Annotated in this window: 14 protein-coding genes and 1 pseudogene; 13 read left to right on the top strand and 2 right to left on the bottom strand. The window is 58.6% G+C overall.

The genetic code is table 11. The annotated features are described in order from the left end of the window. The first annotated feature begins 2 nt into the window (after positions 1–2). Positions 3–1,496 (top strand): sugar ABC transporter ATP-binding protein, encoded by a 1,494-nt coding sequence (locus OLZ32_RS21935; RefSeq protein ID WP_264422490.1) that lies wholly within the window; start codon positions 3–5, stop codon positions 1,494–1,496. A 5-nt stretch (positions 1,497–1,501) separates the two neighbouring features. Here the strand turns inward: OLZ32_RS21935 and OLZ32_RS21930 are convergent. After that, positions 1,502–1,833: pseudogene (locus tag OLZ32_RS21930) on the bottom strand (transposase); the annotation flags it as partial. Between the two features lie 134 nt (positions 1,834–1,967). Between OLZ32_RS21930 and OLZ32_RS21925 the strand changes: the two are divergent. From OLZ32_RS21925 to OLZ32_RS39440, 12 genes are all read left to right on the top strand, one after another. Next, positions 1,968–2,756: an IclR family transcriptional regulator gene (locus tag OLZ32_RS21925; protein WP_245484704.1), complete on the top strand. Its 789-nt coding sequence runs from the start codon at positions 1,968–1,970 to the stop codon at positions 2,754–2,756. Between the two features lie 143 nt (positions 2,757–2,899). After that, a complete protein-coding gene (locus OLZ32_RS21920; protein ID WP_264422487.1) occupies positions 2,900–3,826 on the top strand; it encodes a nitrilase-related carbon-nitrogen hydrolase in 927 nt (308 codons plus the stop codon). A 300-nt stretch (positions 3,827–4,126) separates the two neighbouring features. After that, positions 4,127–5,182 (top strand): phenylacetaldoxime dehydratase family protein, encoded by a 1,056-nt coding sequence (locus OLZ32_RS21915; RefSeq protein ID WP_264422485.1) that lies wholly within the window; start codon positions 4,127–4,129, stop codon positions 5,180–5,182. A 127-nt stretch (positions 5,183–5,309) separates the two neighbouring features. Then, a complete protein-coding gene (locus OLZ32_RS21910) occupies positions 5,310–6,815 on the top strand; it encodes an amidase (protein WP_264422483.1) in 1,506 nt (501 codons plus the stop codon). A 166-nt stretch (positions 6,816–6,981) separates the two neighbouring features. After that, positions 6,982–8,220 carry an urea ABC transporter substrate-binding protein gene (locus OLZ32_RS21905; protein ID WP_264422481.1) on the top strand — a complete coding sequence of 413 codons (1,239 nt, stop codon included), beginning with the start codon at positions 6,982–6,984 and terminating at the stop codon, positions 8,218–8,220. 140 nt (positions 8,221–8,360) lie between these two features. Continuing rightward, a complete protein-coding gene (locus OLZ32_RS21900; protein ID WP_130671931.1) occupies positions 8,361–9,227 on the top strand; it encodes an ABC transporter permease subunit in 867 nt (288 codons plus the stop codon). Continuing rightward, positions 9,227–10,246, top strand: a complete 1,020-nt coding sequence (locus OLZ32_RS21895; RefSeq protein ID WP_264422478.1) for an ABC transporter permease subunit — start codon at positions 9,227–9,229, stop codon at positions 10,244–10,246. Before OLZ32_RS21900 ends, OLZ32_RS21895 begins: the two co-directional genes overlap by 1 nt. Next, positions 10,243–10,980: an ATP-binding cassette domain-containing protein gene (locus OLZ32_RS21890; RefSeq protein WP_264422476.1), complete on the top strand. Its 738-nt coding sequence runs from the start codon at positions 10,243–10,245 to the stop codon at positions 10,978–10,980. Before OLZ32_RS21895 ends, OLZ32_RS21890 begins: the two co-directional genes overlap by 4 nt. Then, positions 10,977–11,663, top strand: a complete 687-nt coding sequence (locus tag OLZ32_RS21885) for an ABC transporter ATP-binding protein (protein WP_264422474.1) — start codon at positions 10,977–10,979, stop codon at positions 11,661–11,663. The genes OLZ32_RS21890 and OLZ32_RS21885 overlap by 4 nt, the downstream gene beginning before the upstream one ends. A 48-nt stretch (positions 11,664–11,711) precedes the next feature. Then, positions 11,712–13,562 carry a HAMP domain-containing methyl-accepting chemotaxis protein gene (locus tag OLZ32_RS21880; protein ID WP_264422472.1) on the top strand — a complete coding sequence of 617 codons (1,851 nt, stop codon included), beginning with the start codon at positions 11,712–11,714 and terminating at the stop codon, positions 13,560–13,562. 133 nt (positions 13,563–13,695) lie between these two features. Then, a complete protein-coding gene (locus OLZ32_RS21875) occupies positions 13,696–14,238 on the top strand; it encodes a tyrosine-type recombinase/integrase (RefSeq protein WP_406650342.1) in 543 nt (180 codons plus the stop codon). After that, positions 14,202–14,555 carry a site-specific integrase gene (locus OLZ32_RS39440; RefSeq protein ID WP_264422470.1) on the top strand — a complete coding sequence of 118 codons (354 nt, stop codon included), beginning with the start codon at positions 14,202–14,204 and terminating at the stop codon, positions 14,553–14,555. The genes OLZ32_RS21875 and OLZ32_RS39440 overlap by 37 nt, the downstream gene beginning before the upstream one ends. Here the strand turns inward: OLZ32_RS39440 and OLZ32_RS21865 are convergent. Next, positions 14,527–14,708 (bottom strand): hypothetical protein (locus OLZ32_RS21865; protein ID WP_264422859.1); only part of this gene is annotated, 182 nt, incomplete at its 5' end. The genes OLZ32_RS39440 and OLZ32_RS21865 overlap by 29 nt on opposite strands.

Here is a 14,708-nt window from a genome sequence, read left to right as displayed (position 1 = left end):
AGATGAAAAATCTTGTGGAACTGCACGGCGTCACGAAGGCCTACCGCGGCATCGCCGCCATCAGCGACATCGACTTTACCATCAGGGCGGGCGAGGTCCACGCGCTTCTCGGCGAGAACGGCGCGGGAAAGAGCACCATGACCAAGGTCATCGCCGGCGTGACGCCGTTGACAAGCGGCACCATGCTGCTCGATGGTCAGGCAGTCAGCTTCTCGACCCCAGCCGAGGCGCTCTCCAGGGGCATCGCCATGGTGTTTCAGGAGACCAGCCTCGTTCCATCGATGACAGTCGCCCAGAACCTCTATCTTGGCGACGAGAAGTTGTTCAACAGACTTCGAGGTCTTTACATCTCCGCGCAGCAGTTTCTGCAGTCTCTCAATTTCAACGTCGATCCGTGGGCCATGGTATCCACACTTGGGGCGGCGAAAAAGCAGATGGTCGAGATCGCGAGAGCCGTCCGTCAAAACGCTCGTATCATCATCTTCGACGAGCCGACGGCTACACTTACACCCGAGGAGAAGCATCATTTCTTCGCCCTTATCGAACGCCTCAAGGGGCGGGGTGTGTCGGTCGTCTTCATCAGCCATGCTCTTGAAGAGGCGCTCGAGATTTCCGACCGGATCACGATCCTGCGTGACGGACGCCTCGTCGTCACCGACGACACCAAGAATTTCGACCGGGACAAGATCATACGGGCAATGGTCGGCCGCGACCTCAGCAGCGCTTTGTATGATCACGAAGCCCGCAAAGTTCGCCCACCGGGTCGCAAGGTCCTCAGCGTGCAGAACCTGTCCTGGGGCAGCTTCGTTCGCAACAACTCTTTCTCGGTTTACCAAGGCCAGGTCACAGGCATGTTCGGTCTCATCGGCTCCGGACGAACGGAGACGGCCAAGATCGTCGCGGGTGTTCAAAAGCGCAACTTCTTTCACGGTGGTGAAATCAAACTGGGCGGAAAGACGGTCGGCTACCGCATTCCCCGCCCTGCGGTGAGAGACGGGATAGTCTATGTGACGGAAGACCGGAAAATCGAGGGTTTCTTCGAGACGATGGGCATCGCGGACAATATTTATGCCAGCCTTCTCGGAGCGGATTTGAACAAGAGCTCGATCGTGAAGATGAGCGAAGTGCGGTCCGTCGCCCAGAACTGGATCAGGCGGCTGAACATCAAGGCGATCGACGGCAATGCCAGGGTCATTGAGTTGTCCGGTGGCAATCAGCAGAAGGTCGTGATCGCGGAAGCGCTTGTGCAACAACCCAAACTCATCATCTTCGACGAGCCTACGCGCGGCGTGGATGTTGGGGCGATCGCCGAGATACACCAATTAATAAATGAACTTGCGGATAGCGGACTGGCTGTCCTGGTCATCTCATCTTACCTGCCAGAGGTGATGAACCTCTCTGATCGAATCTTGGTTTCGAGACTGGGGCGTATCGTCGAGGAGTTTGCACCCACGACGGCGACGGAGGAAAAGATCATGTATGCGGCAGTTCACTGACAGCCCACCGGCCGGATCGAGCGGTGCTTTGCAACGAACGCGAACTTCATATCACGTCCATGGCAAAGTAGGCTCCGGCCATTTTTTGGATGTCACGCTCCGCCTTGAGCTTTGTGACCTCGCGTCGCAGATGCCCGATCTCAAGCTGCTCCGGCTTTATCCGCCCATTGCCGGTAAACGATCGAACCGGATCGGCCCCGAATTCTCGCACCCACTTGCGAAGCACGTTCTCATGGTCATCAAGATCACGAGCGGCATGCGCCACGCTGACACCGTGATCCTGGATCAGCTTCACTGCTTCAAGCTTGTATTCCCGACTGAATTGTCGTCGTTGCATTCATACTCCCCGGCTTCATGCGGAACACCCTAACTCAGTGCCCATGAAACCGGCAGCAGGCCATACTGCACATCCTTGCATTAGATCACTATGCCGCTTAAATCATCGATACACGGAATAGGATTGGCTTCCATATGTCGAAATCGGTATTGGCGTCCACAGCCATCAAAAGCACTGCTCCCGCCCTCTCCCGAGGCCTAAAGCTTCTAGAATTTATCGCGCGCAGCGACGAGCGCCAGACATTGACGACAATTGCGAAAGAGCTCGATATCGCCATGAGCTCGGCTCATTCTCTCTGCAAAACGCTGCAGACAGATGGCTATATCGAACGCTTTTCAGATGGAACCTTCGATCTCACTCTGAAGGTGCTCGATCTCGCGAGCTCCAAAATCAATAAGTATGATATCGTGCAGCACTTCTATGACGCCTGCGACGATATTCCCATTATCCGAGAAAATGCGGCTGTCATCTCTGTGTTGGACGGCAGCGACGTCTTCTACATTGGATCACGGACGTCGCCACAGCCGCTGGGCGTGACTTTCAAAGTGGGAATGCGGCTGCCGGCTTGTTGTACGGCAAGCGGGCGAGCGCTGCTCGCGGCGATGACCGATGAAGAGGTGAAGGCGCTCTATCCCGACGACAAGCTGCCCCAGGTGACCAAGGCCAGTACCGAGACTCGTACCGAGCTGCTAGCGATTCTGGCAGAAGCGCGCCGCAACGGTTATGCGGTGGAAAAAGGCGGAACGCGGCCACATATGTATTCCTACGGCGCGCGCGTCGCCAGCTCAGTCGGGCGCTCGACTGCAGGTGTCGCGGTGATGCTCTACGAGGGCGACGCGACAGCCGAGGTCGAATCCAAGGTCGTCATCGCCGTCCAGGAGCTCGCTAGCCGCCTATCCCGATTCGGACAGATTCTCGCCTGATACCCATCGACTCGCTAGCCGCGGAATTGTCCGTCCATGCTTGACGGCTCCGCGGTTTTTCTGTATCGAAAGAGTAATTCAGCATATGGAATATGTTTCCATATGCTGAATGACAAAGCGACAAGGATGAAGAGGAGGCGAACATGACAAAGTTTCGAGCCGCAGTCGTTCAGGCAGCACCGGTTTCAGGCGACACAAGCGCGACGGTCGACAAGGCGATCGGGTTGGTCCGGGAGGCCGCAGCTCTCGGGGCAAATGTTGCCGTGTTCCCGGAGGCCTTTATTGGCGGTTATCCGAAGGGCGCCAATTTCAACATCTACATTGGCGCACGAACACCTGAAGGCCGACAAGAATTCGCCGACTATCACGCGGGTGCAATCGTTGTGCCTGGGCCAGAAACGGCCGAACTCGCCGATGCGGTGCGCGAGGCAGGGCTCTTCCTGACAATCGGGGTGATCGAGCGCGACGGCGGCACGCTCTACTGCACCGCGCTCCATTTCACGCCCGAGGGCCTTGCGGGAAAGCACCGCAAGCTCATGCCAACCGGAGCAGAGCGGCTTTGCTGGGGTTTCGGCGACGGCTCAACGCTCGACACGGTCGCAACCCCTTGGGGGCCGATGGGCGCAGTCATCTGCTGGGAAAACTACATGCCACTGATGCGCACGGCCATGTATGGCAAGGGAATCGCACTCTACTGCGCGCCCACTGCTGATGATCGCGACAGTTGGGCGGCGACCATGCGCCATATCGCGCTCGAAGGCCGCTGCTTCGTGCTCTCTGCTTGTCAATATCTAACGCGCAAGGATTTCCCACAGAACATGGGCAACCGCATCACCGACGATCCGGAGGTCGTGCTAATGCGCGGTGGCGCCATCATCGTTGATCCGCTCGGCCGTGTGTTGGCCGGGCCGGATTATTCCGGGGAGACGATCCTCACGGCTGATCTCGACACCGATGACATCGTGCGCGCCCAGTTCGATTTCGACGTTGTCGGCCACTATGCCCGACCTGATGTGTTCCGACTGATGGTGGACGAAGAACCGAAAACTGCGGTCGTGACACGAGCCTAGCGATCGAAAGACGAATCCTACCCAGAGGTTCTGGGGAACAAGGGTGCTGCGGAGAGGATAAGACCTTCTCCGCCAGCGCCCTCATGTCGCTTTATAACTATCTGAACATATTCATCTATTTGTCATTTTTCGGATTGACATTATTTTCGTTTTGGCGTTTCAATATGCGGAATATAATTCACTATGCAGAATTATATTCCGCGATTTCTGAGCGGGCTTGGCCCTGACGAAGTCGCGGGAGATCTGGGTTCTTGCGCCGGCGAACGCTCGTGCCGCAAGACCGGCTGGAGGATGACGGGAATGGTGTTTCATATCGAATATGAGCGGACGATCCAGGCTCGCCGGCCCGACGGTCACCAGCCGGCGGCGCCACGCCACGCCCTTCGATGGACAAAGCCGATCGCCGCAATCGTCTCTGATTATTTTGCGATCCAGGGCCGCGATCTCGACTGGGAAGCGCAGGAGGCCTTTTTTCGCGATGCCGGTCACAGCTTTGCCGACCCGGACGGCCCCGAATCCTTCGAAATTATGCGGACCACGGATGAAGCAGGATATGTCAACGCGGTGATCGTTGGCTACTGGACAGATCCGGTTGCCCATGGGCGGTTCTCCCTCTCTTCTCCGCTGGTCGCCTGGCTTGCCGATGGCGCCCGGCTGGCCGGTCCGGTCGGAGCCTGGAGAGAAACGATCTCTGTTCCCTATGACCGGCATGAAACCATCTATTCGGAGAATTGGTATCGCATCGGCATCGGTCGGACAGACGACAGTGTCATCGTCCCGATCACCACCAACGGCTTCTTCGGCGCGGCCCGCGATCGGATTCCACTGTCGGCAATCGACCCGCTGGACTCTCCGCATGACTCGATCGTGCCCAAGGCTCGAGAGGTCCGCGGCGAGGGCCAACGGCTCTATGTGCAGGCGCCGATCAACATGGTAACGCTGCGCTCCGGGCAATATTGGGCGCACGCTGAGACCGAGCAGCTGACGGACTACTTGGAAAACATGCGCCCGCGGCTGATGACCGGCATGAACTATCTCCTCGAGAACAAGGAGAAGACGGGTACGCTTGCGCTGCGTGTGCTGACCAATCTGGACGAGGACGGGGCCGAGCGCCGTGAAACTTCGGTCGTCGCGCATTTCCTATCGCTTGCCCACCTCGAAGAATGGGCCGCATCGCACAAAACGCACCTCGACATCTATAGTCATGCCATCGCGATGAACCGGAAGCACAAGGAGGAAAGACAGTTCGTCTCATGGCACGAATTGTTTGTCAGCCAGACTGCGACTTTCGAGTACGTCAACTGCCACCCAGGAACGGGCTTGCTGCCCTATTTCGACGCGATCGCCGCCTGTTGACGCCGGAAGTGTATGGTCGCCGGCTTCCTCCAAGAGGACGGCTGCCGCCCTTGACAGGCCTGTTGAACAAACTTTAACTTCGTCATCATGAATTGCATTCAGCATATAGAATAATTGGGGAACCAAGATGACTGTTTGCCGCCCAACCCTCGGACAGCTCAAATCCGTCGCGGAGAGCCTGTCGTTCAATCTGTCAGATGAAGATCTCCGCTTCTTCATGGAAGAGATGCAGCCCGCGCTCGATCTCTATGACCTCGTCGAGGCACTGCCGGACCACTTGCCCGCGGTCAAATATCCCCGAGCACCGGGGATCCGGCCAACGGCGGGCGAGGACCCGCTAAACGCCTGGTATGTGAAGACCGAAATCAAGGGCGCCAGCGGCGGCAAGCTTGCCGGCAAGACCGTTGCCATCAAGGACAATGTCGCGGTCGCAGGTGTGCAGATGATGAATGGTGCCTCGACGCTCGAAGGCTATGTGCCCGACGTCGATGCAACCGTAGTGGTCCGTCTGCTCGATGCCGGTGCGACCATCGCCGGCAAGGCTCAATGTGAATATTTCTGTCTCTCCGGCGGCTCGCATACCGGTGCGCAAGGACCGGTGCGCAATCCGCACAACGCCGAACACTCGACCGCCGGCTCTTCCTCTGGCTGCGCCGCACTCGTTGCCAAAGGCGAGGTGGACATGGCGATCGGCGGTGATCAGGGCGGCTCGATCCGTACCCCTGCTTCCTATTGCGGTATTGTCGGCCTCAAGCCCACCTGGGGCCTCGTGCCCTATACCGGCGCGATGCCGATCGAACTTACCCTCGATCATCTGGGGCCGATGACCCGCACCGTGGCCGACAACGCCTTGATGCTGGAAGTGATCGCCGGACCCGACGGGCTCGACCCGCGCCAGTCCGTGCTGGTCAAGCCGCAGCGATATACGGATGCACTGGGAAAGGGCGTGGCCGGGTTGAGGATCGGTATCCTGAAGGAAGGTTTCGGGCATCCGGAATCGGAAGCGGACGTGGACGATGCAGTGCGTACGGCCGCATTGCGGTTCCGCGAACTCGGCGCGGAGGTCGAGGACGTTTCCGTTCCGATGCACCGGCAGGGGCCAGCGATCTGGTTGATCGTCGCCTTCGAGGGCGCAACTGAGCAGCTGATGAAGGGCAACGGCCACGGTTTCAATTGGAAAGGCCTCTATATCACCAGCATGGTGGCCGCGCATTCGGCCTGGCGCCAACGTGCCGATGAACTGCCGGACTCGGTCAAGCAGACCATGCTGATCGGGGAAAGCATGATCCAGGCCGGCCACGGCCGCTACTATGCCAAGGCACAGAACCTCGCTCGCAAGCTGAGAGCCGAATATGACGCGGCTCTTGCTCGCTATGACATTCTTCTAATGCCGACGACGCCGATGAAAGCGCCGCCATTGCCTGGCCAGGAAACCTCGCGTTCGCTGGCACTGCGCCGTGCGACCGAGAACATGGCCAACACGTTTCCGTTCGACCTGACGAGCCATCCCGCCATCAGCATTCCCTGTGGTTTCAGCGACGGCTTGCCGTTGGGGATGATGCTGGTCGGCCGGCATTTCGACGAGATGACACTCTATCGCGCTGCCCACGCCTTTGAACAATCTGCGGGGTAAACCGATCGACCCGCCTGGATCCGGACGATTTTAAGCCCGATCGGCTCAAAATCTCAATCCTGATCTGCATCAAAAAGTTAGAGCGGGATGCCGAAAAACGCCTCCCATTTTTCGGCATCCCGCTCTGGCAGACCAAAAACCTATAACCACAAAAAAGGGGAATATCATGAGTATTTCAAGACGAGACTTCCTGAAAACGGCGGCAACCTCCTCGGCCGTGCTGGCCGTCGGACCGGCACTTCTGAACTCCAAGGCATTCGCCGCGGACGACATTCTGGTCGGCGGCATTCACGACCTGTCGGGCGGCCTTGATCTCTACGGCAAGCCGATGGCAGACGCGCTTATCCTTGCTGCGGAGGAGATCAACGAAGGCGGTGGCCTGCTCGGCCGCCAGATCAAGCTGATCACCCAGGACCCGCAGTCCAACATGCAGCAATATACCCAGATCGCCCAGAAGATGGCGCTGGGCGACAAGGTCGCCGTGGTCCAGGGCGGCATGACGTCGTCCTCGCGTGAGGTCATCCGTCCGGTTCTCCACAAGGCCGGGACACTCTATTTCTACAACACCCAGTATGAGGGTGGTGTCTGCGACCGCAACACCTTCTGCACCGGCGCGACACCGGCCCAGAACCTCGCCTCGGCCGTTCCGGAGGCAATTACGCGCTTCGGCAAGACCATCTATGTGGTCGCCGCAGACTACAACTATGGCCAGATCATTTCCGAATGGGTGAAGAAATACGCGAAGGAGCACGGCGGCGAGGTGGTCGCGGTCGAGTTCTTCCCGCTCGACGTGTCGGAGTTCGGCCCGACCATCCAGAAGATCCAGGCGGCGGCGCCGAACATGGTTTTTTCGGCGCTGGTCGGAGGCGCACACGTCTCGTTCTACCGGCAATGGGCCGGAGCCGGGCTCAACAAGAAGATCCCGCTCGTCTCCAGTACGTTCAGTCACGGCCAGGAACAGAAAGTTCTCACTGCCGAGGAAGGAAATGGAATTGTGACCTTCGCCAGTTATTTCGAGACGATCGACACACCCGCCAACAAGGCCTTCCTCGCGCGTTGGCACAAGCGGTTCGGCGACGACTATCCTGTCGTCACCGAGTTTGCCTCCAATACCTATCAGGGTATGCATCTCTGGGCCAAGGCAGTTACCCAGGCAGGTACGACGGATCGCATGAAGGTCATCGAAGCACTGGAGACTGGCCTCTCGTTCGACGGCCCGAGCGGCAAGGTGACGATCGATCCGCAGACGCATCACGTGAAGGTCGATGCCCGCATGGCCGAAACTGAGAACCAGACCTTCAAGATTCTGAAGCAGTGGGACCAACAGGCCTCCACTGACACGCAGGCAGTCTGCAATCTCATCGACAATCCGGACACCAATGAGCAGTTCGTGATCAAGCCGTAAGTCGGCTCCTCCCAGGACTGTCCGGCCGCTGACGGTGGCCGGACAGTCTGGAGTCATGAAAGATCAATCGTTGCCGCGTCGCCTCTCTGCTTTTGAACAGCGCAAGAGAAGCACTGGCCTTTTCGTTAGGGACGCAAGCCGTGACCTTCGTACTCACAGCCGGGCTGGAAGTCCTGGCAGGCATTTCGAGCCTCGTGCTCATCGCCCTTGGCCTCGCCATCGTCTTCGGTATGATGCGCGTCATCAATCTCGCCCATGGCGAGTTCCTGATGCTTGGCGCCTACACCGCCATCACGGCCGTCAATCACGGGGTGAATTTCTATATCGCCATTCTGTTCATCGCACCGCTGACGGTCGGTCTGATAGGATTGATCGTGGAGCGATTGGTCATCCGGCATCTCTACGGTCGCATTGTCGACACGATGCTTGCGACCTGGGGCCTGTCGCTTCTGTTTGTCGGCCTGACAACCACCGTTTTCGGCAATACGACGACCGGGATTTCCTCCCCGATCGGCGCCGTCACCATCGGCAACGCTAATGTCAGCGGCTACAAATTCTTTATCATCGGGGTCGCCGTGGTGACCATCGTTCTCGTGATGCTTCTCCTTAGGAAGACCGAATTCGGGTTAATCGCCCGCGCAACCATGCAGAATCCCACTATGGCCGCGGCTGTGGGCGTCGATCCGAAGCGCACTTATGCCGTGACCTTCGCGCTCGGTGCGGCCCTTGCCGGCCTTGCCGGCGGCGTCATGGCGCCGATCACCGGCATCGTGCCGGGCATCGGCACGACCTTCGTCGCGAAAGCCTTTATCACCGTGATTGGCGGTGGCGCCTCGGTCATGGTCGGCACGCTGACAGCTTCCACCATTTTCGGGACGGTCAATCAGGTGGCCAGTTTCCTGACGACCCCCGTTCTCGGCGAGGTTGCGATGCTGCTCACCGCCGTCCTCCTTGTCCGCCTTATGCCGCAGGGCATCACCGGCCGCTTTTTCCGAGGGAGCATTTGATGACCTTAGAACTCAATAACTGGGCCGCTGCCCTCGTCGCGGGCGCTGGAGCATTGCTGGCCATCTTTCTCATTCCCGCGATCTTCAATGAATATGAAGTCCTCCAGATGATGATCTACGTCATCCTGGCGATACTCGCCCTTTCCCTGGCCTTCATCTGGGGGATCGGCGGCATCCTTTCTTTTGGCCACGCCGTGTTCTTCGGGCTTGGGGCCTATTCCTATGCCATCGCCGCAATCAATTTCGGTGAGACGACTTCGGCCTTCTTCGTGGCGATCATCGTCCCGAGCCTGTTTGCGGCGGTTCTTGGCTACTTCATGTTCTACGGGCGGATCAGCGACGTTTATCTCGGTGCGATCACACTCACCGTATCGCTGGTCTTCTTCAAGGTCGCCAATTCCACCTCCGGTCCCTCCTATAGGATCGGCAAAGCGCCACTGGGCGGTTTCAACGGCATTCCCTCTGTGCCCCGGCTGACAGTTCCTGGCTTTCCGGAGTGGGAACTGGGCACGATTGAACTTTTCTCACTTTCAGTCGTCCTGCTCGCGCTCACCTATGTCGGACTGCGTTTTCTGATTTCGAGCGATTTTGGCCGCATTGTGCTCTCGGTCAAGGAAAACGAAAGGCGTTCGGAATTGCTCGGTTACGACGTGCGTCGCTACAAGCTGCTGACGTTCATTATCGGCGCGGCGATTGCTGGCATTGCCGGCTGTCTCTATGCCAACTGGGGCAACTATACCGATCCAAGCGTCTTCGCCCTGTCCCAATCGGTTCAGGTCATCATCTGGGTCGTGGTTGGAGGCGTGGGCACGTTGATTGGGCCTATCGTCGGCTGCTTCCTTCTTCAATGGCTGACCACATGGCTCACCACGATTGATACCATCAACAAGGACGTTATCCTGGGCGGCATTCTCACCATCGTGGTTCTGCTCCTTCCGCAGGGGCTTGTTCCGACGATCCGCAATCTCGCCCGGACCGTTGCCAATAGGGCGGCCCGACATGAGGAAAAAGCGGTATGATGAGCGCAGCCAAACTCGTTGAAACCAAGGATCTCGGCATCCATTTCGGAGGCCTGCAGGCGGTGCAAGGCGTCAATTTCTCGCTCAATCAGGGAGAGCTTCGATGCCTGATCGGCCCGAACGGCGCGGGAAAGACCACCTTCTTCCGCCTTCTGACGGGAGTACATAAGCCTTCTGTCGGAAGCGTCACAATCAACGGCACGCCGATCAAGGGCCTTCAGACGTATCAGATCGCCAATCTCGGCGTCGGCATCAAGACGCAGATCCCGAGCCTCTTCGATAATCTGACCGTTCGGGAAAACCTCTGGCTTTCGGCCCGCAAGCGAAACACACGCGCCGAAGCGGACCGGATCGCTGATGATGTGCTGGAAACGATCAGGCTGGCGCACGCAGCCAAAACCGAGGTCGCTAAGCTGGCCCATGGCCAGCGGCAGTGGGTGGAACTCGGCGTCGTCATTGCCGGCCATCCGAAGCTCATCCTCCTCGACGAGCCGGCGGCCGGGATGACGGGCCACGAACGCGAGCGGACCGCCGAACTTATCCGCGACATCAACCGCACCTGCGCGATGATCGTCGTCGAGCACGACATGGAATTCATCAAGATGATCGCCAAGACCGTCACCGTATTCAACAGGGGCGAGGTGCTGATGGAGGATGCAGTCGACAAGGTGCTCTCCGACCAGCGCGTCAAGGATGTCTATCTCGGCAAGCAGACGGGAGGAGTGACGCTATGATTCTTAACGTTGCAGATCTCGCCTCGGGCTACGGCCGCATCCCGATCCTGAACGGCATCAGCTTCGACGTAGCCGAGGGGGAATGTGTCGGAATCTGGGGACACAACGGCATGGGCAAAACCACGCTTCTGACCACGCTCCTCGGCTATCAACCGGCAACGCGCGGGAGCATCACGTTTGCAGGCGATGATGTGACGCGGCTTGCGACCCATAGCCGCGCGCGCCGGGGCATGGGCCTCGTACCGCAGGGTCGGCAGATATTCCCGGCGCTGACAGTCGCGGAAAATCTGCGCATGGGCAGCGTCGTTTCCGGCGGGCACAGGCAAGGGGTGATCGAGGAGATACTTGAGCTTTTCCCCCGGCTGAAACCGCTTCTGTCGCGCACCGGGGGACTTCTTTCCGGTGGCGAACAGCAACTTCTGGCTCTCGCTCGCTGCCTCTGCGGGAAACCAAAAATTTTGATGCTGGACGAACCGACCGAAGGCATCCAGCCGTCGATCAACGAGGAGATCGTCGAAACGCTCATCGAGCTGCGCAAGCGGACGCGCCTTACGCTGATTGTCGTTGAGCAACGGCGAGAATTTATCGCCGCTCTCTCGGATCGCGTTCTTCTCATGCAGAAGGGTGAGATCTCGGCCGAGGTTCGGCCAGACGAACTGCTTAAGATGGACGAACTTCACTGACCGGCTTTCAGCCGGTCAGCCGCCATTGATGAATTTCGGGGATGCACAATGCAGCCATCGCTACGCATGAAACTGATCGGCATACAGGTTCTCCTGCTTCTGCTCGGGGTCGCCTCCGGCTTTGTCGGGCTTTCAGGAAGCGCAAGACAACTCTCTGCGAGCGACACGATCGTCAATGACCGAATACCGAGCATGACCGCGTCGAACCAGCTCCAGGCTGCGCTGCTCGAGCTGCGCTTTGCCTACGTTAGGCAACTCGTCGCGATGGATGCGGAAAGTCGTGCTGCCGCGTTTGATGGCGTGGCAAAGGCGGACGAGGCTTTCCGATCGGCGCTCGCCGCCTGTGAGGCCGCAATCGATTCAGACGAGAAGCGCGCGGGCCTTACAGCAATCGCCCACGACTACGACAGCTATGCCAAACTTGGTGCTGAGTTCATCGCCATGGTCAATCAGGGCATGCAATCGGGGCCCTCCAAACTCTTCGCGGAAAAGATGGAACCGCTCAGCGAGGAGATTCGCGGGGTCGTAACCCGCATCGTTGCGCTTGATGCCGCCGGGGCGAATCAGTCTGCCCTGGAGGCCGCCGGAGCAGCAGACGATTCAAATATGGCGCTCTACACGACGATTGCCGTGACGGTAATGATTGCACTGCTCGCGACCGTGGCGGCAATCTTCGACATTTCCAATCCACTGCTGATCGTTACCGCCGCGATGCGGCGTCTGGCGGAGGGTGATACTGAAGCCGAAGTTCCCTTCACCGCGCGGCGTGACGAAATAGGGCTTATGGCACAGTCGGTCGAGATATTCCGCAAGGCAGCGATCCATTCAAGAGTGCTGGAGCGGGAAGCGGTGGAACATCGCGCGCGATCCGAGGCGGACCGGATTGCCGCGCAGGAGGCAGCCGAGGCAGCCGCATCAGAGCGGCTTTCCGAGGCGACCTCCGGGCTTGCTGCGGCGCTGAACCGTTTGGCGCTTGGCGATCTTGCATTTTCGCTCGACGAGCCCTTCTCGCCTGAATTCGAGGCACTCAGAAGGGATTTCAACACCTCCATTCGGCAACTCGAGGAAGCGCTGCGCATCATCGCAGGCAGCGCGGTCGCTGTCGACGGATGTGGACGAGAGATGTCGTCGGCCTCCATTGACCTTTCCAGACGGACCGAGAAGCAGGCAGCCAGCCTGGAGGAGTCGGCCGCCGCTCTCACCCAAATTGTCTCGGCGGTCAAGGGTTCTGTCAGGAGGGTCGAGGACGCAAGATCATTGACGCATCAGGCGAAGGGCAATGCCGCCGCCACGGCTCTTGTGGCCGAGGACATGGAGGCCGCGATGCGGCGCATCGAAAATTGTTCTCGCGAGATTTCCACAATATTGGGCGTGATCAATGAGATCGCCTTTCAGACAAATCTCCTGGCGCTGAACGCAGGCGTCGAGGCGGCACGAGCGGGTGACTCCGGCAAGGGTTTTGCCGTGGTTGCCCATGAGGTACGCGAGCTCGCACAGCGTTCGGCTCGTGCAGCCGAAGAAATAAAGTTCCTGATCGACAAATCGACATCCGAAATTACCGCTGGCGTCACACTCGCTGATGACGTCAGAACAGCCTTGTCGTCAATCTCTGTTTCGGCTGCAAACATAGATCTTCATATGGATGCCGTAGCGCAATCGTCAGGCGACCAACTCGCCGGATTGAGCGAGGTGAGCACCGCGATGAACGAAGTGGAAAGGTCGACACAACAGAACGCGGCGATCGCCGAGGAAGCGGCTGCTGTCTCTTCGAACCTCGTGTTGATCACTGGCGAGTTGAATAACGCGCTAAGCCGGTTCCAACTCGCAAACCGAACCGAGGTCAACCCTCGCAACGGCACCTCTGGCCGGAATGCTGCGTCGCTCGCGCGACATGGCTGATATGTCAGAGACAGATAGGCAGGCGGCCGGAGCCGCCCTCAATTTTGCGAGGTACTACTTATGAAGCGATTGCGAGATCCAATCATAATCATGACTGTGCTTGGAGCGGGCGCAATCGTCTTGGCGCTGCTGAATGTGCAACATTACGGAATGGCCCCTCCGATGTGATTGGGCAGGATCTCTATTGGTAGCCCGAAAATGGTGTGCTGCTTTCCTCAGCTTCGTGTACCGTGGGCGCGGTGGCCTCCTCTCGGCTCCTGATCGACGAACCTGGGTTGGGCGTCGTGACCATGTTTTGATGCTGACAGCCGTGCAGACAGGGATGCGCCTCTCCGAACTCGTGGGCCTTGATCGAAGTGCCGTCACCATCGGCACAGGGGCGCACATCCGGTGTTTCGGGAAGGGACGCAAGGAACGCACTACGCCGATAACCAGAATGCTCACTGTTGCGCTTAGGGCCTGGTTGAACGAGCCACCGGTTGGAAACGGCAATGCTCTTTTCCCGACCGTTCACGGTGGGCGGATGAGCCCTGATGCCGTTCAGTATCTTCTGGCAAAATACGTGTCGACGGCGTCGAAGGGCTGCTCGTCATTAGATCAAAGCGGATATCACCCCATGTCCTTCGACACAGTGCCGCGATGGAGTTGCTGGATGCCGGTGTCGACAGCACGGTGATCTCATTGTGGCTCGGCCATGAGTCCACGCGGTCCACACAGCCATACTTGCATGCCCACCTGGCAATCAAGGAGGCCGCTCTACAGCCCGCTTCTCCGTTTAATAAAGCCCACAGAGCATATCAGGTTTTTTCTGTCCCGTGGTCGGGCCTTATGGGTTCATGTATGGAAGGCCGACATCGTGCTATCGCAAGAGCTGACACGGCTCCGACCCGTACCCCTTGCTGCCGCCCGAGAAACTCCATTCAAGCGGAGACCCTGTGTTTCCTGTTACATCGGAGAGGCGGTTTCATTTCAACGCGCATCGCGACAAGCTGAGCCCACGATGATCTGAGCGGGGCCATGTGCGTCGTCCTATCTCCGGGGTATCGCCCAGGGTATGGACCGTCAGCGCAATTGCCGTTATTTGCAGGACATGTTGCGATGTTGAAAACGTCGCCGAAACATCACCGCAGATACCCAAGGCTTTAA

This window comes from Rhizobium acaciae (assembly GCF_025941625.1).
GTDB lineage: Bacteria > Pseudomonadota > Alphaproteobacteria > Rhizobiales > Rhizobiaceae > Rhizobium > Rhizobium acaciae.
Note: the sequence above shows the minus strand (reverse complement) of the source record. Positions and strands in the feature narration are given on the sequence as shown.

Excerpts from the sequence above, each read along its gene's own strand:
- OLZ32_RS21890 (WP_264422476.1), top strand. The coding sequence starts at position 10,243 with ATGATGAGCGCAGCCAAACTCGTTGAAACCAAGGATCTCGGCATCCAT.
- OLZ32_RS39440 (WP_264422470.1), top strand. The coding sequence starts at position 14,202 with ATGGAGTTGCTGGATGCCGGTGTCGACAGCACGGTGATCTCATTGTGG.
- OLZ32_RS21875 (WP_406650342.1), top strand. The coding sequence starts at position 13,696 with ATGTGCAACATTACGGAATGGCCCCTCCGATGTGATTGGGCAGGATCT.
- OLZ32_RS21925 (WP_245484704.1), top strand. The coding sequence starts at position 1,968 with ATGTCGAAATCGGTATTGGCGTCCACAGCCATCAAAAGCACTGCTCCC.
- OLZ32_RS21910 (WP_264422483.1), top strand. The coding sequence starts at position 5,310 with ATGACTGTTTGCCGCCCAACCCTCGGACAGCTCAAATCCGTCGCGGAG.
- OLZ32_RS21885 (WP_264422474.1), top strand. The coding sequence starts at position 10,977 with ATGATTCTTAACGTTGCAGATCTCGCCTCGGGCTACGGCCGCATCCCG.
- OLZ32_RS21935 (WP_264422490.1), top strand. The coding sequence starts at position 3 with ATGAAAAATCTTGTGGAACTGCACGGCGTCACGAAGGCCTACCGCGGC.
- OLZ32_RS21905 (WP_264422481.1), top strand. The coding sequence starts at position 6,982 with ATGAGTATTTCAAGACGAGACTTCCTGAAAACGGCGGCAACCTCCTCG.
- OLZ32_RS21915 (WP_264422485.1), top strand. The coding sequence starts at position 4,127 with ATGGTGTTTCATATCGAATATGAGCGGACGATCCAGGCTCGCCGGCCC.
- OLZ32_RS21895 (WP_264422478.1), top strand. The coding sequence starts at position 9,227 with ATGACCTTAGAACTCAATAACTGGGCCGCTGCCCTCGTCGCGGGCGCT.
- OLZ32_RS21920 (WP_264422487.1), top strand. The coding sequence starts at position 2,900 with ATGACAAAGTTTCGAGCCGCAGTCGTTCAGGCAGCACCGGTTTCAGGC.
- OLZ32_RS21880 (WP_264422472.1), top strand. The coding sequence starts at position 11,712 with ATGCAGCCATCGCTACGCATGAAACTGATCGGCATACAGGTTCTCCTG.